The organism is Agrobacterium sp. lyk4-40-TYG-31, assembly GCF_030209855.1.
GTDB classification, from domain to species: Bacteria; Pseudomonadota; Alphaproteobacteria; order Rhizobiales; family Rhizobiaceae; genus Agrobacterium; species Agrobacterium vaccinii.
This window is the reverse complement of the sequence record NZ_JARVRE010000004.1, coordinates 236,571-256,585: the sequence shown is the minus strand read 5'-3', so window position 1 is coordinate 256,585 and position 20,015 is coordinate 236,571. Positions and strand designations below refer to the sequence as shown.

Annotated in this window: 22 protein-coding genes; 10 read left to right on the top strand and 12 right to left on the bottom strand. The window is 58.9% G+C overall.

Translation table 11 applies throughout. The annotated features are described in order from the left end of the window. Nucleotides 1-141 precede the first annotated feature (141 nt). Nucleotides 142-1,788: an FAD-binding dehydrogenase gene (locus QRN55_RS06460; protein ID WP_284775812.1), complete on the top strand. Its 1,647-nt coding sequence runs from the start codon at nt 142-144 to the stop codon at nt 1,786-1,788. On the opposite strand, the gene QRN55_RS06455 is transcribed toward QRN55_RS06460, so the two are convergent. Next, nucleotides 1,785-3,593 (bottom strand): ABC transporter transmembrane domain-containing protein, encoded by a 1,809-nt coding sequence (locus QRN55_RS06455; RefSeq protein ID WP_284775809.1) that lies wholly within the window; start codon nt 3,591-3,593, stop codon nt 1,785-1,787. The genes QRN55_RS06460 and QRN55_RS06455 overlap by 4 nt on opposite strands. Before the next feature lie 255 nt (nt 3,594-3,848). Between QRN55_RS06455 and rpmE the strand changes: the two genes are divergently transcribed. Next, on the top strand, nt 3,849-4,070 hold the full coding sequence (rpmE, locus tag QRN55_RS06450; protein ID WP_062452087.1) for a 50S ribosomal protein L31: 222 nt from the start codon (nt 3,849-3,851) through the stop codon (nt 4,068-4,070). A 151-nt stretch (nt 4,071-4,221) separates the two neighbouring features. On the opposite strand, the gene rcdA is transcribed toward rpmE, so the two are convergent. The 3 genes from rcdA to QRN55_RS06435 form a co-directional block, all read right to left on the bottom strand. Continuing rightward, nucleotides 4,222-4,737, bottom strand: a complete 516-nt coding sequence (gene rcdA / locus QRN55_RS06445; protein ID WP_111837592.1) for a protease adaptor protein RcdA — start codon at nt 4,735-4,737, stop codon at nt 4,222-4,224. Nucleotides 4,738-5,093: 356 nt separating this feature from the next. Next, the gene (locus QRN55_RS06440; RefSeq protein ID WP_284775805.1) at nt 5,094-5,288 is read right to left on the bottom strand and encodes a DUF1192 domain-containing protein; all 195 of its coding nucleotides are present in this window, start codon (nt 5,286-5,288) and stop codon (nt 5,094-5,096) included. Next, nucleotides 5,285-6,562 (bottom strand): MFS transporter, encoded by a 1,278-nt coding sequence (locus tag QRN55_RS06435; protein ID WP_233135223.1) that lies wholly within the window; start codon nt 6,560-6,562, stop codon nt 5,285-5,287. The genes QRN55_RS06440 and QRN55_RS06435 overlap by 4 nt, the downstream gene beginning before the upstream one ends. A 134-nt stretch (nt 6,563-6,696) precedes the next feature. Here QRN55_RS06435 and QRN55_RS06430 point away from each other — a divergent pair, with 134 nt between their 5' ends. Next, nucleotides 6,697-6,852, top strand: coding sequence for a hypothetical protein (locus QRN55_RS06430; RefSeq protein WP_233121885.1), 156 nt, complete (start codon nt 6,697-6,699; stop codon nt 6,850-6,852). Between the two features lie 59 nt (nt 6,853-6,911). On the opposite strand, the gene QRN55_RS06425 is transcribed toward QRN55_RS06430, so the two are convergent. The 5 genes from QRN55_RS06425 to QRN55_RS06405 form a co-directional block, all read right to left on the bottom strand. After that, nucleotides 6,912-7,943, bottom strand: coding sequence for a peptidoglycan -binding protein (locus QRN55_RS06425; RefSeq protein ID WP_284775801.1), 1,032 nt, complete (start codon nt 7,941-7,943; stop codon nt 6,912-6,914). A 2-nt stretch (nt 7,944-7,945) separates the two neighbouring features. After that, nucleotides 7,946-8,965, bottom strand: coding sequence for a flagellar motor protein MotA (locus QRN55_RS06420; protein WP_284775800.1), 1,020 nt, complete (start codon nt 8,963-8,965; stop codon nt 7,946-7,948). Between the two features lie 342 nt (nt 8,966-9,307). Beyond that, complete coding sequence (locus tag QRN55_RS06415) at nt 9,308-10,108, bottom strand: inositol monophosphatase family protein (RefSeq protein WP_284775798.1); 801 nt, start codon at nt 10,106-10,108, stop codon at nt 9,308-9,310. Nucleotides 10,109-10,249: 141 nt separating this feature from the next. Then, nucleotides 10,250-11,437 carry a tetratricopeptide repeat protein gene (locus tag QRN55_RS06410; RefSeq protein ID WP_502871298.1) on the bottom strand — a complete coding sequence of 396 codons (1,188 nt, stop codon included), beginning with the start codon at nt 11,435-11,437 and terminating at the stop codon, nt 10,250-10,252. An 8-nt stretch (nt 11,438-11,445) separates the two neighbouring features. Beyond that, the gene (locus tag QRN55_RS06405) at nt 11,446-12,099 is read right to left on the bottom strand and encodes a thiamine phosphate synthase (RefSeq protein ID WP_111837588.1); all 654 of its coding nucleotides are present in this window, start codon (nt 12,097-12,099) and stop codon (nt 11,446-11,448) included. A gap of 105 nt (nt 12,100-12,204) precedes the next feature. Here QRN55_RS06405 and QRN55_RS06400 point away from each other — a divergent pair, with 105 nt between their 5' ends. Further along, on the top strand, nt 12,205-12,966 hold the full coding sequence (locus QRN55_RS06400; RefSeq protein WP_284775795.1) for a sulfite exporter TauE/SafE family protein: 762 nt from the start codon (nt 12,205-12,207) through the stop codon (nt 12,964-12,966). A 101-nt stretch (nt 12,967-13,067) separates the two neighbouring features. Here QRN55_RS06400 and QRN55_RS06395 read toward each other — a convergent pair whose 3' ends face one another. Then, a complete protein-coding gene (locus QRN55_RS06395; protein ID WP_111837586.1) occupies nt 13,068-13,244 on the bottom strand; it encodes a YdcH family protein in 177 nt (58 codons plus the stop codon). 236 nt (nt 13,245-13,480) lie between these two features. Between QRN55_RS06395 and QRN55_RS06390 the strand changes: the two genes are divergently transcribed. From QRN55_RS06390 to QRN55_RS06370, 5 genes are all read left to right on the top strand, one after another. Continuing rightward, the gene (locus QRN55_RS06390; protein WP_045228443.1) at nt 13,481-13,684 is read left to right on the top strand and encodes a YdcH family protein; all 204 of its coding nucleotides are present in this window, start codon (nt 13,481-13,483) and stop codon (nt 13,682-13,684) included. Between the two features lie 46 nt (nt 13,685-13,730). Next, nucleotides 13,731-14,198 (top strand): 5-(carboxyamino)imidazole ribonucleotide mutase, encoded by a 468-nt coding sequence (gene purE / locus QRN55_RS06385; protein ID WP_200925557.1) that lies wholly within the window; start codon nt 13,731-13,733, stop codon nt 14,196-14,198. Beyond that, on the top strand, nt 14,195-15,304 hold the full coding sequence (locus tag QRN55_RS06380) for a 5-(carboxyamino)imidazole ribonucleotide synthase (RefSeq protein WP_284775793.1): 1,110 nt from the start codon (nt 14,195-14,197) through the stop codon (nt 15,302-15,304). The genes purE and QRN55_RS06380 overlap by 4 nt, the downstream gene beginning before the upstream one ends. Nucleotides 15,305-15,431: 127 nt before the next feature. Beyond that, nucleotides 15,432-15,557, top strand: a complete 126-nt coding sequence (gene ykgO, locus QRN55_RS06375; RefSeq protein WP_007607121.1) for a type B 50S ribosomal protein L36 — start codon at nt 15,432-15,434, stop codon at nt 15,555-15,557. A gap of 101 nt (nt 15,558-15,658) precedes the next feature. Beyond that, nucleotides 15,659-16,276, top strand: coding sequence for a tetratricopeptide repeat protein (locus QRN55_RS06370; RefSeq protein WP_284775791.1), 618 nt, complete (start codon nt 15,659-15,661; stop codon nt 16,274-16,276). 28 nt (nt 16,277-16,304) lie between these two features. Here QRN55_RS06370 and QRN55_RS06365 read toward each other — a convergent pair whose 3' ends face one another. Next, complete coding sequence (locus tag QRN55_RS06365) at nt 16,305-17,300, bottom strand: KpsF/GutQ family sugar-phosphate isomerase (protein WP_284775789.1); 996 nt, start codon at nt 17,298-17,300, stop codon at nt 16,305-16,307. A 141-nt stretch (nt 17,301-17,441) separates the two neighbouring features. Here QRN55_RS06365 and QRN55_RS06360 point away from each other — a divergent pair, with 141 nt between their 5' ends. Continuing rightward, nucleotides 17,442-18,959: an outer membrane beta-barrel protein gene (locus QRN55_RS06360; RefSeq protein WP_284775787.1), complete on the top strand. Its 1,518-nt coding sequence runs from the start codon at nt 17,442-17,444 to the stop codon at nt 18,957-18,959. Between the two features lie 51 nt (nt 18,960-19,010). Here the strand turns inward: QRN55_RS06360 and galU are convergent, their stop codons facing one another. Beyond that, complete coding sequence (gene galU / locus QRN55_RS06355; protein WP_111837582.1) at nt 19,011-19,901, bottom strand: UTP--glucose-1-phosphate uridylyltransferase GalU; 891 nt, start codon at nt 19,899-19,901, stop codon at nt 19,011-19,013. Nucleotides 19,902-20,015 lie beyond the last annotated feature (114 nt).

The window sequence follows — 20,015 nt, the reverse complement described above, 5'->3', positions numbered from 1 at the left end:
AGATGATCGACCACCGCCCGTGACACTGTTGCGGGCGTTTTTGTTTTTTCGAGATCTCACGTAGATCTCCTCAGGCACCTCTTAACATTGCATCATATTGATGTTCGCGTAAAAGTAACTCGAATCTATCGGGAGGGATTGATGGAGGGGTTTGACGTTGTGGTTGTGGGTGCCGGGTTGGCTGGGCTGGTTGCGGCGACGGAGGCGGCGGAGCGTGGTCTGGCGGTCTGCGTCGTCGATCAGGAAGGGCAGCAGAACCTTGGCGGACAGGCCTTCTGGTCACTGGGCGGATTGTTTTTCATCGATAGCCCCGAGCAGCGTTTCATGCGTATCTCCGACAGCCTCGAGCTTGCACGGCAGGACTGGCTTGGTTCTGCGGGCTTTGACCGTACCGAAGACCACTGGCCGCGATTGTGGGCGCAGGCCTATCTGGAGTTTGCAGCGGGTGAAAAGCGGGCATGGCTGCACGGGCTGGGCATGCGCTGGTTTCCAGTTGTCGGCTGGGCAGAGCGTGGTGGTGCCCATGCACACGGCCATGGCAACTCCGTGCCGCGTTTCCACGTGACATGGGGCACCGGTCCCGGTGTGCTGGCACCCTTCGTGGAGAAGGCGCAGCGGCTCGCAGGACGGGGATTGATCACGTTCAGGTTCCGCCATCAGGTGGATGCGCTGGAGACTGTTGATGGCGCGGTGACCGGCATCTCCGGTTCGCTGCTGGCTGCCGATCCGGTCCAGCGCGGGGAGAAAAGCAGTCGCGACGTGGTAGGCGACTTCCGGTTCGAAGCATCCGCTGTCATCGTCACCTCTGGCGGCATTGGCGGCAACCATGATCTGGTGAGACAAAACTGGCCGGTTGACCGTTTGGGCCAACCGCCAAGGGAAATGGTATGTGGCGTGCCCGCGCATGTGGATGGTCGCATGATCGCCATCACAGAGGCGGCAGGAGGCGCGGTGATCAATCGCGACCGCATGTGGCATTATACCGAGGGCGTCAAGAACCACGATCCCATCTGGCCCATGCACGGCATCCGCATCCTGCCCGGCCCCTCGTCCTTCTGGTGCGATGCCAGTGGCGACCGCCTGCCGGCACCTGCCATGCCGGGTTTCGATACGCTGGGGACACTGAAAATCCTGCGCGAGCGCGGCAGCGATTACAGCTGGTTCATTCTGACGAAGGCGATCATCAAGAAGGAGTTTGCGCTTTCCGGTTCGGAGCAAAACCCGGATCTGACGGGCAAGAATATCCGCCTGCTGCTGAAACGTCTGGGCAAGGAACCGGCGGGCCCGATCAAGGCCTTCATGGAGCGCGGTGAGGATTTCGCCGTGCGCGATACGCTGGAAGAATTGGTGCAGGCGATGAACGCGATCAGCGGCGAGGACAGGCTGGACGTATCCCACATCCGCACACAGATCGAGGCACGGGACCGGGAGCTTGCCAATAGCTTCAGCAAGGACGCGCAGATCACCGCCATCAGAGGCGCGCGCAATTATCTCGGCGACAAGCTGATGCGCACCGCCAAACCGCACCGCCTGCTGGACCCGGCAGCAGGACCGCTGATTGCCGTGCGCCTGCACATCTTAACGCGCAAGACGCTGGGCGGCCTGCATACCGACCTTCAGGGCCGTGTGCTGGATGAGACTGGCAACGCTATTTCGGGGCTCTATGCAGCAGGCGAAGTCTCAGGCTTCGGCGGTGGCGGCATGCATGGCTACAACGCGCTGGAAGGCACGTTTCTGGGCGGGTGCCTGTTTTCGGGCCGGGTTGCCGGTCGCAGCGTTGGCGCTTAGCTCGTCTTCACCAATGTCACGACCTCGTCGCTACCCGTCTCGAATTGCAGGCGGGCGAGCTTGGCATAGAGGCCACCTTGGCGAATGAGGCTCTGATGGGTGCCCTCTTCGATGATGCGGCCCTCATCCATCACCAGAATACGGTCTGCCTTCAGCACGGTGGCAAGACGGTGAGCGATAACGATGGTGGTGCGTTTGCTGATGGCCTGATCCAGCGCCTTCTGCACCAGCGTTTCGCTTTCCGCATCCAGCGCCGAAGTGGCTTCGTCGAGCAGCAGGATCGGCGCATCTCGAAGGATGGCACGGGCAATGGCAATGCGCTGGCGCTGGCCGCCGGATAGCGTTACGCCGCGCTCGCCGACAACGGTGTCATAACCTCCGTGAAGCTTGGTGATGAAGCCATCCGCCTGGGCTGCAAGAGCGGCTGCGCGCACCTCCTCGCGGGTCGCATCCGGCTTGCCAAAGGCGATATTGTCATGGATCGAAGTCGCGAAAATCGCCACGTCCTGCGGCACGATGGCAAGACGCGACCGCAGCTCTTCCAGCGAGACAGAGCGGATATCGGTGCCATCAACCGTAATGCGGCCCGACTGCGGATCGTAAAAACGCATCAGCAGCGAAAACACCGTGCTTTTACCGGCACCGGATGGGCCGACGATGGCAACCGTTTCACCGGCGACAACCGTGAAGGACAGGTCCGAAAGGATCGGCCTGCCCGCCCCTTGCGGGTAATGGAAGGCAACGTTCTCAAAACACGCTTCACCGCGTGCGGGGCGCGGCAAGGCCGCGGGCACAGCAGGCTCTTCAACTGGAGATTTTTCGTTCAGCAGTTCCGACAGGCGTTCTGCAGCACCCCCCGCCTGCGATAGTTCACCCCAGACCTCGGACAATTGCCCAAGAGAACTGGCCGCGATGACGGAGTAGAGAACGAATTGGCTGAGCGTGCCCGCCGAAATCGTACCCGTCAACACGCCATGGGCGCCGTACCACAAAATGGCGACGACGCTGCCGAAGACGAAGCTGATAGCAACCGCCGTCAATACGGAGCGGGCGCTGATCGCGGCGCGGGCGCCCTGATAGGCCTTCTCGACGGCTTCGTTATACCGGCTGTTCGCCAGCGGCTCAGCATTGAAGGATTGGATCGTGCGGCTGGCGGAAATGGTTTCAGCCGCAAAGGCCGAGGACGCCGCCAGCGTATCTTGCGTCGTTCTGGAGCGCGAGCGCACCGAGCGACCAAAGGCGATCAATGGAAAGACGATGAGCGGAATAGCCAGCAGCGCAAGACCCGCAAGGCGCGGGCTGGTATAGACCATCATCACCACCCCACCCAGACAGAGGAGGATGTTGCGCAACGCAACGGAGGCGGAAGACCCGAAGGCGGATCGAATCTGCACCGTATCGGCGGTCAGACGCGAGGCAAGTTCACCGGAATGATTGGTGTCGAAGAAGGCCTGCGACAGCGAGGTGAGATGAGCGAACACATCGCGGCGCAGATCGGTCACCACACGCTCGCCAATGGTCATGACGAAATAGTAGCGCATGGCGCTGGCCAGGGCCAGAACGACCGCAATCGCCATCAGCACTGCGAAGTAGTTGTTGATCATGGCGCCATCGGCACCCTCGAAACCGTGGTCGATGATGCGGCGCACCGCCAGCGGCAGGGCAAGCGTGGTGGCGGACGACAGAACAAGCGCAAACAGGGCGGCGGCAACCAGCCCGCGATACCGCTTAAGATACGGAAAGAGGCTGGCCAGCGGTTTCGGCGTCTTGCGGCCTGCCGTTTTCTGGTCCTGAATAACTGCCACGTTCTACTCCTGCTTTGCCGCTCATCCGTGGCTTTTCAGCCATTCCTGCGGCAAATTCCGCATCTCTCGCAATGTGTGCTGCCAAGTGTGAAGCCAAGCATCGGCAGGCACTTGTTATCTCGGTGACCTTCATGTATAGGCTCCGCATCGAATTGGGAAGCCATGGCCAAATGGTCTATGGCTTCATTATTGAATTGGCTCAGTTGACGCAATTGCGGCAAATGGTCCGCAAGTCACCAAAGCAGGAATATTGTCATGAAGGCTGAAATCCATCCAGACTATCACATGATCAAAGTGGTCATGACCGATGGCACAGAATACGAAACATTCTCCACTTGGGGTTCCGAGGGTCAGACTATGAACCTCGAAATCGACCCTAAGTCGCACCCGGCATGGACTGGTGGCAACCAGCAGCTCATGGACCGCGGCGGTCGCGTATCCAAGTTCAATAAGCGTTTCGGCGGCCTCGGCCTCTAATTCGGTTGATACCTATGAATGCAAAACCCCGGAGCGATCCGGGGTTTTTTGTTGTTTTAGGAAGGTGAGTGTCCCCGCTGACGCGTCAGATATATCGACAACAAAAAAGCAGGCCGAAGCCTGCTTTCAAAGTTCACGATTTGACTGAAACTCAGTTTCCAGCAAACGCCGTGCGCAACAGGTTGAGCTGAGCCTGAACACTGTTTTCATTGTCAGGAACCTTCGTCGCTTCGTTAGGGCGATAGATTTCGCGGTCCAGCAGAGCAACGCGGTTCTGGAGACGCAGGGAACGCTCTACGAGGTCGCGGAAGGATTCGGGAAGATCGTTCCAGCCGGGTGCGTTGCGATCGACGTTGAAGTTATCTAGACGAACCTTGTTCTTCTCGCTCAATACTTGATCGCGGCTCATCTCACCATTGTTGACAGCGCGCTGAAGAAGAAGCCAGGAGGCCATCTGCATGAGACGCGTGGTGAGGCGCATGGATTCTGCTGCGTAGAGGACTGATGCCATGCGGGGCAAAACTTTGGAGGCAGCACGGCCGGAGCCGTCCAGATAGGTCGCTGTCTCTTCCACCAGAGTCATACCCTCTGTATAGAGAGTTTTGAACTGGTTGGATGCTGCAGCGCGGCCAGCAAAGCTGATGGTATTCAAAACCTGTTCTGACATTTTTCCAAATCCTGCTTACGCACCATACTAACTGGCAACGGGATAGAGGCTTAATAGTTCCGGCCTCTTTGTATTTTCAGGATGATACCAATAGCCCAAATGCGCAAGCTGATTATTAAAGAAAGGTTAATACCCACAGCTTTGGCAATATTGCAGCGCGACAAAAAAAGAGCCGCAAAAGCGGCTCTCAAGGTAAAACAGGGAGAAAAATCAGACCAATTCGCCGTCGGGAGAAACTGCCTGAAGTCCAGAAGAACTGAACATGTATAGTAATCGCTTAAAAAGCTTAATTTATCGTTAATGGTAAACGAAAAACTGCACCACGCTGTAACGTTAACAAAACGTTCCTCACTCCATCAGCTGCGAAACAGGCTTTCGGCAGCCTTGCGACCGGCGGACTTCTTCTCGCGCTCGGCTTCCAGCCTTTCGATTTCCCCTCGCAAAATTGTGATGCGTCCCGTCAGCTCATCGACGGACAGAAGGCTGATATCACCGCCGACCACGTGAGTCGTGGCGGGCGGTGTGGGCAGGTCGTCCTCGAATACACTCATATTCCGGCTCCTTTTTCCAGCTCCGCATCGTCCTCGATATACTGCGGCGCGCGCGGATCGAGCGACACACTTTCAGGCGTGGCCATCGGTGCTGCGGCGGCTGTGGAGAAGTTATCCTTCTCTGCCGTGGGCAGGGCCGCGCGTTGCCTGGAGCGGAATATAGCATAGGCGGTGATGAGAAGATGGGAAATCGCCGTGACCCCGAACAAGGCGTAAGGACCGTAAGACGTCATGATCGGGCCACCCAGCGTGGGGCCGATGATGGTGCCGATACCATAGAGCAGCAGCAGGCCGCCGGAGACCTTGACGAAGTCTTCCGACGACGCGAAGTCGTTGGCATGGGCGACTGCGATGGGGTAGAGCGCGTTCGCCGAGGCACCGTAGACCGCGACCATGCCGATCAGCACATAGACATGGGACGGCTGAATGACGGCGACGGCCAGTCCGGCAAAGGCAGCAATGCCCGACAGGCCCGCCAGAACAAAGCGGCGGTCTATGCGGTCTGAAAGTTTACCGGCAGGAAACTGCGCCAGTGCACCGATGAAGATGGTGACACTGACCATAATGGCGATGGTGGTGGGATGCAGCCCCGCCCGTGCACCGAAAACCGCACCCAGCGTACCGTAGGCACCGTTGGCGATGCCGATGAGGAGGATGCCGACGAAAGAGACCGGAGACGTGCGGTAGAGGGCAGGCAGATCCAGCTTGACCTTCTTGAGCGGTTGCGGGCTTTCTGCTTTCGACAGCATGGCGGGCATGATCGCGACGCAGTAAATGATGGCGCAGACCATGAACAGCGACGTGGTGCTGACATTGCCGAACGGCACGACGAGCTGACCGGCGACCACGCCGAACAGCGTGATGGCGATGTAGAGCGAAAAGATCGCGCCACGGCTTTCATTGGTGGCGCGCTCGTTCAGCCAGCTTTCGATAATCATCGACGTGCCCGCCGTGCAAAAGCCGGTAATGGCACGCAGGGCGACCCAGGATACATCATCGATGAACAGACCCGTCAGCAGCACTGTCAGGCAGATAAGGGCGACGAAGCTGCCGAAAGCCCTGATATGGCCTGCCCGCCGCACAATGGCGGGTGCCACGAAGCAGCCGATAACGAACCCTGCCGCCCAGGATGTACCGAGGAAACCAAGAACTTCGTTGGAATAACCTTCCGCCGAGCCACGCACGGGCAAAAGCAGGCCCTGAAGGCCGTTACCGAGAAACAGAAACAGGGTGCTGGATAAAAGTGCGAATACGGGTAGAAGATTTCTGCTCATAAAAGCCACTCTCATGCTGCTGCGATGCACTGTATCGGGATAGACGGGAATGTGCGCGAATAGGTTGCCGCCATAGGTGAACATAAAAATGTCCGCCCTGTGACGCTCATTCAATAAAGACAAAAGGTTTCGCGATGACGAAGGCAATCGGGCTTTTTCTGCTGCTGGCGATGTGCATTCAACTCATCCGCCCACTCGGGCTGCCGGGTCTGCGCCGTCGTGGCGATTGCTGGAAGATTGCCGCCGCAGCCTTCGTTTTATGGACACTGGTGCTTCTGCTGCGCCCATGAGCCCCGACGTGCGAAACCGAGCCATATCGCGTATATCAGGACCCGCCTGATGCACCGGCCTATCGCTCGGTCAGCTTCAGCTCGATGCGGCGGTTCTGGGATCTGGCTTCCGGCGTATCGCCATCGGCCAGCGGCTGATACTCGCCGAACCCTGCCGCAACCATGCGGTTGGCCGGAACGCCCTTGGAAATTAGATACTTCACAACCGATGTCGCGCGCGCTGACGACAGCTCCCAATTGTCGCGGTAGCGACCGGAACCGGACAATTGCACATTGTCGGTGTGGCCATCCACACGCAGAACCCAGTTGATTTCGGCGGGAATTTCCTTGGCTAGGTCGATCAACGCGGCGGCAAGCTTGGCCATTTCGGCCTGCCCCTGCGGGTTCAGATCGTTACCGCCGGATGGGAACAGCACCTCCGACTGGAACACGAAACGGTCACCGACAATGCGGATGTTTTCGCGGTCCGACAGGATTTCGCGCAGTCGTCCGAAGAAATCCGAGCGGTAGCGGTTGAGCTCCTGTACGCGCTGCGCCAGCGCGACGTTGAGGCGACGACCGAGATCGGCGATCTTGACCTGCGAGGACGTGTCCTTTGCCTCGGATGCCTGCAAGGCGGATTCGACCGAGGCGATCTGGGCACGCAGCGCGGCGATCTGCTGGTTGAGGAGATCGATCTGGGCCGAGGCCCGCGTTCCGGCCTGACGCGCATCTTCCAACTCGCCGCTCAACTGACCCACACGGGCATTGGCAGCAGAACTGTTGCCCGCACCGGCATCCAGCAAGGATTGCAGGCGCGATCGCTCGCTTTCCGAGGAGGCGAGTGTGGATTGCAAGTTGGCGAGCGTGTCTTCGATGTCCTGCTTGCTGCCTTTTTCAAGCGCGAGCAATTCGGTCAGTTCGGAAATCTGGTTGTTGAGGCGGTTCAGCACCTCGTCCTTGCCGGAAATTTCACGCGAGAGAATGAACTGCGCCAGCACGAAGACCGTGAGCAGGAACATGATGGCCATGAGCAATGTGGACAGGGCATCCACGAAACCCGGCCAATAATCGACACTCCGGTCGCGGCGGCGATTGCGCCCAAGCGCCATAATCACTCGCTCCCGTTATCGTGGCGAATGGAGCGCGGAGCATTCTTCTGCTCCGCATCGATCCGCGCCGACAAGCGGTCCAGCGTGCGCCGCAGGGACCGGGATTCCTCCTGCTGGGCCTCGATCCAGTCCCGCAGCATCTGCTGCTCGCCGCGCATGTTCTTGACGAGGCCCTGAATACCTTCTGCAAGGCTGGTCATGGCCGCCAACGAACGCTCAGTGCCGACAGCACCATAGCCTGCGCCTCTCGCCTCACCCGTCACATCCGTGCCGGGATCGGTCACCGAGGACAGCCAGTTTTCAAGCTCAGTGTAAAAACGGTTCTGGGCGCGACCGGCCTGCAAATCGAGAAAGCCGAGAATGAGCGAACCGGACAGACCCAGAAGCGACGAGGAAAACGCCGTGCCCATGCCCGCAAGTGGTGCCGTAAGGCCTGATTTCAGCGATGACAGAATATCGGTGCTGTCGCCCGCCGTTGGGTCCAGCCCCTGAATGACATCGCTGATGGCGCCTATGGTGCCGATCAGACCCCAGAAGGTGCCGAGCAGACCAAGAAACACCAGCAGCCCGATGAGATAGCGAGATGTATCGCGCGATTCATCCAGCCGGGTGGCGATGGAATCGAGGATGGAGCGCTGCGTAACGGTCGAAAGCCGCACTTCGCCACGCTTGCCAATGACGGAATGCATGGGCGCCAGAAGCTTCGGCGCACGGCCCGCTTTATCGACGGTGCCAGCAGCCTGAAAACCGTTGAACCAACGCACTTCCGGGCGAAGGCTGAATATTTGCGTAAAGACCAGAATGATGCCGATGACGAGAACACCGAGGATGAAACCGTTCAGACCCGGATTGGTCATAAAGGCCGTTTGTGCCTGCCTGAACAAAATGGCAGCCAGAAACGCAACGATGATGAGGAAGATGATCATCGTCCATAAAAATGGCGTGGGGCTCGACAGCTTGTGATGATATTGCTTCGTCACCGGTTTCTCCACACCGAGATCAAGCCGTTCCGTATCCGCCATAATGCCCATTCCCTCTGGTATTGCCGCAACGCCCGCGCGAAAACTCAAAGGATTCGGCAAGCTTGTTACGGTTACGACCGGAGGCTAGTGGAAAATTACGACGAATTGAAGTGAAAAGCCGGTAACGTGACAAGGGTTTTTGCACGGCGTGGTCATGCCATGGTTGTCGAAGGTGCTGTTTGGCGGGAAATCCAGATTGTATGACCGTACCCATCGTCCGTCATCCCGCACTCAATGCGGGATCCAGTGCGATCAAGTCCTTGATCGCAAAGTACTCTTTTGCACCGCAGACGCGGCGCTGCTGGATACCGGCTCAGGGCCGGTATGACGGTGGAGGATGTCTTAACGGCCCGGAACCGGACGATTGACCACTTCCGTCAGCGCCCTGTGGATATATTCGTTGCCAGCGATGACGCTGCCATTGTCGAAAATGTCCTGTCCGCCCTTCATGTCGCTAACGAAACCGCCCGCTTCACGGATGAGAACGAGGCCAGCTGCGATGTCCCATGGTGCAAGACCGGTTTCCCAGAAGCCATCGAGGCGGCCGGCGGCGACATAGGCGAGATCAAGCGATGCGGCGCCGAAACGACGCACGCCAGCCACTTCGCCCATGACGTGACGAAGCTCGACAAGGAACTTACCGTGATCGCCACGGCCCAGATGCGGAACGCCGCAACTGACGACGCAATCGGTGATCTGCTTGCGTGCAGCAACGCGAATGCGGCGATCGTTGAGGAACGCGCCGCCGCCACGCTCGGCGGTATAAAGCTCGTCCGTCGCCGGGTTGAAGATCACGCCCGCGACGACTTCGCCATTGCGCTCCAGCGCGATGGACACGGCGAACTGCGGAATGCCGTGCAGGAAGTTGGTGGTACCATCCAAGGGATCGACGATCCAGCGGTGTGCGCCATCAGAACCCTTTTCCTCGCCACCCTCTTCACCCAGAAAGTCATAGGTCGGGCGGGCCTTCATCAGCTCGTCATGAACGATCTTTTCGGCTTTCAAGTCGGCCTGCGACACGAAATCGCCGGGACCCTTGACCGACACCTGCAGGTTCTGCACTTCACCGAAGTCACGCGACAGCGATTTTCCGGCCTTGAGGGCGGCCTGAACCATGACATTGAGAAGGGCTGAACGGGCCATAAAAATGTTCCTGAAAGGTGGCTAAACCTGCTAGCCAAAATTGCTGGCAGGCACGCGGATATGGTTTCTGATGGAAAGTTTGCGGTTCAAGACCACAAAACGCGCTGGATTTCAAGGCAAAAAGCCTATTCCGCCCGCAGCTCAGGCAGGCCGGAAGCGGTTGGCTGCTTCGATCGCCTTCTTCTGCTGGTCCTCTTCGATGCCCAGATAGAAATCCTCAAGACCGGGGTCCTTCAGGCCTGCACGACGAGACAGCACGTACCATTTCGCGGCTTCCACCGGGTCGGGCTTGGTACCCAGCGCCTGAACGTAGAGATGCGCGACCTTGTTCTGCGCCACGACATTACCGCGCTGGGCGGCACCGTAGAGCCAGCGGAAGCCTTCTTCCAAGTTTCGTTCGCCGCCTGTCCCGTTCACCAGCCATATGCCGAGATCCACCTGTGCGGTGTCGAACCCGGCCTTTGCAGCGCGCGTCAACCAGTCACGCGCCTTCGCCTTTTTTTCCGGCGGAACGTCTTTCAGGCTGAAATAAAGCTGGGACACCGCATATTGGGCATCCGCGACGCCCTTCTCGGCGGATTTTTCGTAAAACGGCAGGGCCGCATGCAGGCCGTTCGGCCCCGGCGTCTGCGACACGAGGATCTGCGCCCAGTTGAATTCCGCCTCGGCATTGCCCGCCTCGGCTGCGCGGCGCATGTAGTCATCGGCCAGTGTCTTGTCGTGCTTGACCAGTTTGCCTTCCATCAACAGCAAAGCGAATTTGAACATCGCGACGGGATCGCCACCCTTGGCCCCCTGCTCGTACCAGAAGGCCGCCGTCTTGTCGTCGCGGGCGATACCAAAGCCGCGCGACATCATTTCGGCCACCAGTGTCTGGGCGGCGGCATCACCTGTCTGGGCTCGGGTCAGCGCCTTGGACAGCGCCTGGACATATTCGCCGCGCTGATAATGGCCGTAGGCCTCGTCGATCTTGCCGGTAAACTTTTTCTCGGGCGGAAGTGCGGGCAGTTCCGCCCCCATGCGCTGATAGACATTGACGCCGCCCGATGGCTGCAAATCCTTCTGCTCTTCGGAGCCCACGCGTCCTTTGCGGATCGGTTCGGCATCCGCCTCAGAAGGGCGCGACAGGACGTCGGGTGCTGGCTTACTGGCGGGGCCGAAATCCGTGTCCTCGCCCATCGGCGTCGCGTCGTCAGGCGTGGTCTGCGTCTCAACACCCGGCAACAGCGGCTGCTGCTGGTCTTGTGCAAAAGCGGCATGCGGCAGCACAAACCCGGCAAGTGCGAGGGCTGTGGCAGAGAGACGGAAACGAAGCAAGCGAGCGATCATCGCGTGTATCAACCGCCAAACCGTGGCGCTTTTTCGTCAAGCAACGCATTCGCTTCGGCAACCGCCTGAGCCGCGCCCGCGGCATGGTCAAACACCGCCAGTCGCAACGCCACGAATTCGACGCCGGTTTCAGCAACGGGGACGACAGAGGCGACATCCGAACCGCCCATGACGATGGCGGGAATCTCGATCATGGAAGCCCACCATTCGCCCAGCGCCATATTCTTGGGGTGCGCTTCCGGCTTGATATCGCCTTCCAGCTTGCCGAAGAACATGTAGTCGGGGTTGCTTTCGCCCTGCTCCAGCGCCTTGTGGCGGTCATCTGCATTGCCACCGCCGACGATGAGCTTGGGTGCGAAGTTCTCGACAGCCTCGGACAGAGCTTCGGCACCGCCGATGACATGCAGGCCATCTGCCTTCACGCGGCTTGCCGTGCGGCTGTCGCCCGCAACCAGCGCCGCAGCACCGGCTTCCTGAACCATTGGCACCAGCGTTTCGGCACGTTTCTGAAAGGTCGCATCGTCGAGACCGTATTGCGGAATTATGACAGACGCGACATCCCCGCCCCGCAGCGCATCAGCCAATGTGCTGGCCTGATGGGCGACATCGTCATGCGCTGGAACGATCAAAACGAGGCGGCAGCGATCTTTGGGGGCAGTCATCGGTTTTTCCATTTCCGCAGACAGAACGCTTCACGCGCAATCTGCACTCGTTTTCATGTCATACTTCCGATAAACCGGACAGACAAAAGGATCAACCGTCCATCCATGCTGACCGATTTCCATTTTTTCCTCGTTGCCATTCCCGCAGTCGCACTCGTCGGCCTGTCCAAAGGTGGATTGGGCGGCGCACTGGGGCTAATGGGTGTGCCACTTCTGGCGCTGGCGGTTCCACCGGTGCAGGCTGCGGCAATCTTCCTGCCGATCCTGATCGCCATGGACCTCGTCGCTCTATGGGCCTGGCGGCACTACAATCATCGCGAAACGCTGCTGATCTTGCTGCCCGGCGCCCTGACCGGCATCGCTGTGGGATGGGCGACCTCTGCCATCATCTCTGCAGATACGATGCGTTTCATGCTGGCCATCGTCACCATCGCCTTCGTGGCCCAATATTTCTACGAACGTTTCGTCAAAGGCCACAAGGTGGAGGTGGTCGCAAAACCTCAAAACCGCGCCAAGGCGACACTTTGGGGCTCGTTTTCAGGCTATTGCAGCTTCGTTGCGCATGCCGGTGGACCGCCATTTCAGATTTACGTAATGCCGCTGAAGCTTGACCCGAAAAGCTACACCGGCCTTTCCGTTCGCTTCTTTGCCATCGTCAACGCCATCAAGCTCGTCTCCTACTTCGCACTGGAAGCGATCGATACCACCAACCTCCTCGCATCGTTCACATTGCTCCCGATCGCCATCGTCTCGACCATGCTGGGTGCGCGGGTGGTGCGGTATCTGAAACCAGCAGTGTTTTATCCGCTGATGTATACGATGGTTCTGCTGGCGGCCCTGAAATTGCTGTGGGACGCCGTGGTCTGAACAGGCCAAACAAAAGGCCCTGATCGCGATAGCAATCAGAGCCGGGCTTTCAGGCTGCGACGTAAACGAAACTGACGTCAGGCAACAAAGATATTGGAAATTTAATGCTTCGTGGAGGCTTGCAGCCTCTGCATTTCGTCCTTCAGGCGCAGTTTTTTGCGTTTAAGATCCACAATCTGCTTATCATCCGAAGAGGGGGAAGCGAGAACGGTTTCGAGCTCCTCCTCAAGAGCACCGTGTTTCTTTTCCAGCGATGCTATATGAGCCTGAATGGTCATGCGGCACGTCCTTCCTTGTTGAACCTACCTCCAGCGCTCCATCGCTGGAGTTTCAGGTTTACGACACCAATGTGACATGGAACGCCTCCCTTGTCGAAGGAGAAATCAAGGCAATATCTGGGCAAAATGCTGACACGGGAAACTTCCCGTTACCGTCATTTGGTGGTACAGGCACGAAGACCGACAACAAAATGGCCGGATGGCGGTCCGGTTGTACCATATGGGGAAGACAAGAGATGCCCGATCAGGATCAGGCCGACGTTCGGCTGGTACTTGCGCGACTTCGCCAGGAACATGAAGATTACGATGCGGCGATCAACGCCATGATCCAGACCAACTGCGAAGCCTTGCGCATTCAGCGGATGAAGAAGAAGAAGCTGGTCATCAAGGACAAGATGACCCAGATCGAAGACCAGATTATCCCCGACATCATTGCCTGATACGGAGAGACCGTTGAGCACAGAGACACCGCCCGTCGCCATCATCATGGGAAGCCAGTCCGACTGGGAAACAATGAAAAACGCCGCCGACACGCTGGATGCGCTGGACGTGGAATATGAAGCCCGCATCATTTCCGCCCACCGCACGCCCGAGCGCATGTTCAGCTTTGCCAGCGGCGCGCGCGAAGAAGGCTTCAAGGTCATCATCGCCGGTGCCGGTGGTGCGGCCCATCTGCCGGGCATGACAGCAGCGCTGACGCCGCTTCCGGTGTTCGGTGTTCCCGTGCAGTCCAAGACCATGTCTGGACAGGATAGCCTCTATTCTATCGTGCAGATGCCAGCCGGCATTCCTGTCGGCACACTGGCCATCGGTCGCGCGGGCGCCATCAACGCCGCCCTTCTGGCCGCAGCGGTGCTTGCGCTATCGGACGAAGACCTCGCCGACCGGCTGGATGACTACCGTGCCCGCCAGACGGCAGCGATTGCCGAATATCCCCTGGATAGCGCGCAATGACAGCAACGACGTCAGGCAAATCACGAACCATCGGCATTATCGGTGGCGGTCAGCTCGCGCGTATGCTGGCCATGGCCGCAGCCCGCCTCAACTTCCGCACCATCGTGTTGGAGCCACAGGCCGACTGTCCCGCTGCACAGGTCTGCAACCGGCAGATCGTCGCCGCCTATGACGACGAAAAGGCTCTGAGCGAACTTGCCAGCGTGTGCGATGTCGTTACCTACGAGTTTGAAAACGTGCCGGTGGTTGCCGCCGAAATGCTGGCCGCCTCGGTCGCCGTCTACCCGCCCCCGCGCGCACTCAGCGCCTCGCAGGACCGCTTGACGGAAAAGAGCTTCCTCAACGATTGCGGCATTCCAACCGCCGGCTTTCGTCAAGTGGACAATCAGGCCGAACTGGAAGCAGCGCTATCCGAATTCGGCGGCAAGGGCGTTCTGAAGACCCGCCGCATGGGGTATGACGGCAAGGGCCAGCGTGTCTTCAAGGGTGGCGAAGACCTGACCGGTGCGTTCGATGCACTGGGCAGCGTACCGCTCATTCTGGAGAGCTTCGTTGCCTTCGAGCGTGAGATATCGATCATCGCCGCACGCTTTCTGGATGGCACCGTTACCTGCTACGACCCGGCCGAAAACGTGCACCTGAGCGGCATTCTCCACACATCGACGGTTCCGGCGCAGCTTTCCGATGCTGCGACAACCGTTGCGGTGGAATCAGCGGAAAAGCTGCTGGCAGCCCTAGATTATATCGGCGTCGTCGGCATCGAGTTCTTCGTGCTGGCGGATGGATCGCTGGTGGCCAATGAAATGGCCCCCCGCGTTCACAACACCGGCCACTGGACGGAGGCCGCCTGCGTGGTCTCGCAGTTCGAGCAGCATATTCGCGCCGTTGCAGGGCTCGTCCCCGGCTCCACTGAGCGCCATTCGGACTGCGTCATGACCAATCTGATCGGCGATGACGTTGACGATGTGCCGCGATGGCTCGCCCAAAAGGACTGCCTCGTGCATCTCTACGGCAAGACGGAAGCGCGTGCAGGCCGCAAGATGGGCCACGTGACACAACTCGTGAATGCCGGAAAACCCGGTGTTTCCAGCCAAATTGACTCTTAGCGTGTTGACACGCTGGGGATGACAAGGTAATTGCCTGCCAACCGAAAAGAGCGCGCCCTCGTAGCGCGTTTTTGATTGTTTAGATATGCGTGGCAAGAAGCGTCACGCCAAACTGCGGACCAGTAAAATGAAGATCAAGAACTCGCTTAAAGCGCTTAAGGCCCGTCACCGCGATAACCGTCTGGTTCGCCGCAAGGGCCGCGTCTACATCATCAACAAGATGAACCCACGTTTCAAGGCTCGTCAGGGCTGATTACGGGTTGTATCTGTGCCCGCCTTGTCGTGGCGGATCACATTGTTGATAGACCACAAAATTTGATTTCATAATTGGCGCAGCCGGATTATCCTGTCCGTATGCGCCAGTTTTGTTTTTACGCCTTTCTCGCCGTCTGTCTCGCAACATCTGCGAGCGCCGAGCCTCTGACGACGGCCTCCCCTGCTCCCGATTCGCCACCCACGGCTCAAGCGACGACACCACCGGCAACGCTATCCGACGACGCGGTAACCGGCCTGTTTTCCAGTCTCAAGAAAGAACGCGATGCCCAGAAGGCACGTGTCATCGCCAACGAGATCGTCGGCGAGTGGACCGATTCGGGCAGTGCAACCATCAATCTCCTGATGAAATGGTCGCAGGAAGCCGCCGAAGAAAAGCGCAAGGCCGCGACTTACGATTTTCTGGATCAGGCGATTCTACTGGAGCCGGATTATGCCGAGGCATGGTATCGCCGCGCATTGGTGCATTTTGCCGACGGCGACACGCGCAAGGCCATGTCGGACCTGAACCGAACACTGGAAAAAGAGCCACGCTATTTCCCGGCCCTCGCCAGCCTTGCCAATATTCTCGAAAGCTCCGAGCGCAACGAACTCGCTTTGAAGGTATGGGAGCAATACCTCGCGATCTATCCTGCCGACAAGGAAGCACAGAAGGAAGCCAGTGATCTCTCGGAGAAGCTGGCCGGAACGCGCAGCTAACATCAGCCGGTTAGCAAAAGGCGATGCCTTAAGCGACGCCTATGCGCAAGAGATCGTGGAAGTGCACCAGGCCGATGGGGCGGTTGTCTTCATCGATCACGATCAGCGCACCGATATGATGCTTTTCCAGCGTCGCTAGCGCAGCCGTTGCCAGAACGTTTTTGGTCACCGTCTTAGGGGTTGCCGTCATGATATCATCGACGGCAAGCTCAGATAGATTGCGCGTCAAGTTGCGCGCCATGTCGCCCTCGGTGACGATGCCGCAGAGACGCCCCTCATCATCCAGCACAGCCACGCAACCGAAATGCTTGCGCGCCAGAACGCCGATGGCGTCCTGAAGCGGCGTGCCCTTGGCCACCAGCGGCAGGCGCTCGCCCGTGTGCATGATGTCGCCGACCAGCGCGAGGCTAGCACCGAGTTTTCCGCCCGGATGAAAGACGCGGAAATCACCCGCGGTAAAGCTGCGCGCTTCCAGCAACGCGATGGCCAACGCATCCCCCAGCGCGAGCTGCATCATGGTCGAGGTGGTGGGCGCAAGACCGTGCGGGCACGCCTCCTGCTCGTTCGGGATCAGCAGCACGATATCTGACGACTTCGCGAGAGAGGCATCGGGCGCGCAAGTCAGCGCAATCAGCGGAATGGAGAAGCGGCGGGTGTAGTTGATGATGCTGCGAAGCTCGGCGCTCTCACCGCCCTTGGAAATGGCCAGCACCACATCATTGCCGCCGATCATACCCAGATCGCCGTGGTTGGCTTCTGCCGCATGCACGAAGAAGGCAGGCGTTCCCGTGGACGCGAAGGTCGCTGCGAGCTTGGCACCGATATGCCCGCTCTTGCCAACACCCGTGATGATGAGCCGTCCGCCGGATTTACCGATGGTCTCCACGGCCCGCGCGAAACCATCTCCAAGTCCGCCCAGAAGCGCGTTTTCCAGCGCAATCAGGCCATTCTTCTCGACGGACACGGTCCGCAATGCAGACTCGACGGCATCGTTTTCAACCAGTGTGACAGCTCTCGTAATCATGCCCGGACTGATACTCTTTTCAATAAACGGTGTCTATCGGCCAGTCGCGCAGTTTGACGACTATCATGCTGCATTGGTCAACCAGATGTTAACCACATGCTTTTACTTTCGGGTAATAAATGGAAACGGGTCGAAGTGAGCATGGTTGATAAAAGCACCGCAGGACGTCTGTCGACGTGGCGGAAGGCAGCGGCAGCGCTGCTGGCTTGCACCGTGCTGTGCCCGGCGGTGGAGGCGTTTGCGCAGACAGCCACGCCGCCGCAGACATCGCCTGCCACCACACGCCCTTTGACCAGCGCAGACCCCTACTTTGGCCAGAACGATCTGTCCGTCATCGATCCTGACAGCAACAGCATCCCGCGACAGCAAGCCCAGACCGACCGCACCGGCGACACGACCACGACGGGCGGCGTTCGCCCACCCTATACACCCGGCGGCGCGGTGGTCGAGCCGACAGATGAAGCGATCGAATCCATCGATACCCGCGAAAACACGTTTGAGCCAACCGTCGATGGCGGCGAGAACGCAACGATAGACGATGGCACCGCCCCCGGCATCCGCGTGGGAACACTGACCCTGCGCCCCTCGATCAGCCAGACGCTGAACCATGAGAACAAGACATTCGCCAACGGCTCCACAAGCCGCAACTATCTGACCTCGGAAATTCGCGGCACGCTGACCAGTGACTGGGCCCGCCACGCACTGACGATCACCGGCGACGGGGCCTATCAACGCAATCTCGGCGGCAGCAGCGCCGGAGAGGAGCCGAGCGCCAATATCGGTGCCGATCTGCGCCTCGACCTTGGCGATGGCACGGAAGCACACCTCACAGCCGGATATGCCTTCAGCCGTGAAGATACCAATGATCCAAACGCCGTCTCCGGCGCTTCGGTGCAGGGCGGCGAACATGTGTTTACCGGCGGCGCATCCGTGGAGCGCAATGTCGGTATATTGAAAGCCCTTGCGGCGCTCGATCTTTCCCGCACCATTTACACGGATGCAAAAGGCGTCAACGGGCAGGCGATCAGCCTCAGCGATCGCGACCGCTACGGCGCAGGCATTCGCGGAAGGCTGGGTTACGAGCTGTCCCCTGCCCTCATACCCTTCCTCGAAGTCACGGCTGGCCTGACGAACTACGACCAGACGCGGGACAACACCGGTTATGAACGGTCATCCCAATCCTACGGCGCAAAAGTGGGTGCGCAGATCGATCTGGGCGAGAAGCTGAAGGGCGAAGCGGCCATCGGCTATCTCCGCAAGGGTTATGACGACAACAGGCTTTCCGCCATCGACGCGCTGACCATGGATGGCAATGTCGTATGGTCACCGCAGCGCGGCACGAATATCAGCCTGGGCCTTCGCACCACCATCGAGGATTTCGCGGGCGGCGCAAGCGGCGGCTGGATTTCTCGGCAGTTGACGGCTGGCCTGACGCAGCAGTTGCGAAGCGATCTCGTGGCAAGACTGACCGCCGGAATAGAGCGCCGCTCCTACCTCACATCCAGCATTCAGGATGAAACCGAATATGTCGCCGGGGCCGGGCTGACATGGAGCATCAACCGATATCTCGATCTGACCACCGATATCAGCTACGAGACGACTCCCGTAACCGACAACAGGCAGTGGCGCATCGGCGCCGGTCTGAACCTGCGGCGCTGAAACAAAAATCCCGGCGCGAGGCCGGGATATCTGCATTTCGATAGAAAACTATCACTTCAGCCTGTCGACGAGGGCCTTCAAAGGTCCCTCGATGGTTGGGCGAATATCGCCGCGTTCCAGCGCGAAAGCGACATTGGCGAGGATGAAGCCATCCTTGGCGCCGCAATCGAATGTTTCGCCGTTGAAGCTGTAACCGGCAAATTCCTGGGATTTCGCCAGCGTCAACATGCCATCGGTCAACTGAATCTCGTTGCCCGCACCACGTTCCTGGTTTTCAAGAATGTCGAAAATCTCCGGCTGCAGGATATAACGGCCATTGATGTAGAAGTTGGAAGGAGCCGTGCCCTTGGCTGGCTTTTCCACCATCTGCGTGATCTTGAAACCGTCATTGCCCACGGCGTCACCAACACCGACAATACCGTATTTGTGCGTCTGGTCGGGCTCGCATTCCTGAACCGCCACGACGTTGCCACCGGTCTGGTCGTAAAGATCGACCATGCCCTTGAGGCAGCTTTTTTCTGAGTGCATGATCATGTCAGGCAACAGTACCGCAAACGGCTCGTCGCCGACAATGTCACGCGCACACCAGACAGCGTGGCCAAGGCCGAGCGGCACCTGTTGACGCGTGAAGCTTGCCGTGCCCGCCTTTGGCAGAAGACCGGCCAGCAGAGTCAGTTCGGCATTCTTGTTGCGCTCGCGCAGCATCTGCTCAAGTTCGAACTGAATGTCGAAGTAGTCTTCGATCACCCCTTTCCCGCGGCCCGTTACGAAAACGAAATGCTCGATACCGGCTTCGGCTGCCTCATCCACCACATATTGGATGACCGGCTTGTCGACCACGGTCAGCATTTCCTTCGGAACCGCCTTGGTTGCCGGCAGGAAACGCGTTCCAAGACCCGCCACCGGGAAAACTGCTTTCCGAATTTTCTTCTGTTCTACCACACGTTCCTCCTGGGAGACTCAACTGCATCAATAATCGCGCACGACTTTGTTATCCCAAAAGTGGCAAACTTTTGTAAAAGATGACGTTACCTTTGGTTAATGGTAAAGAATTTG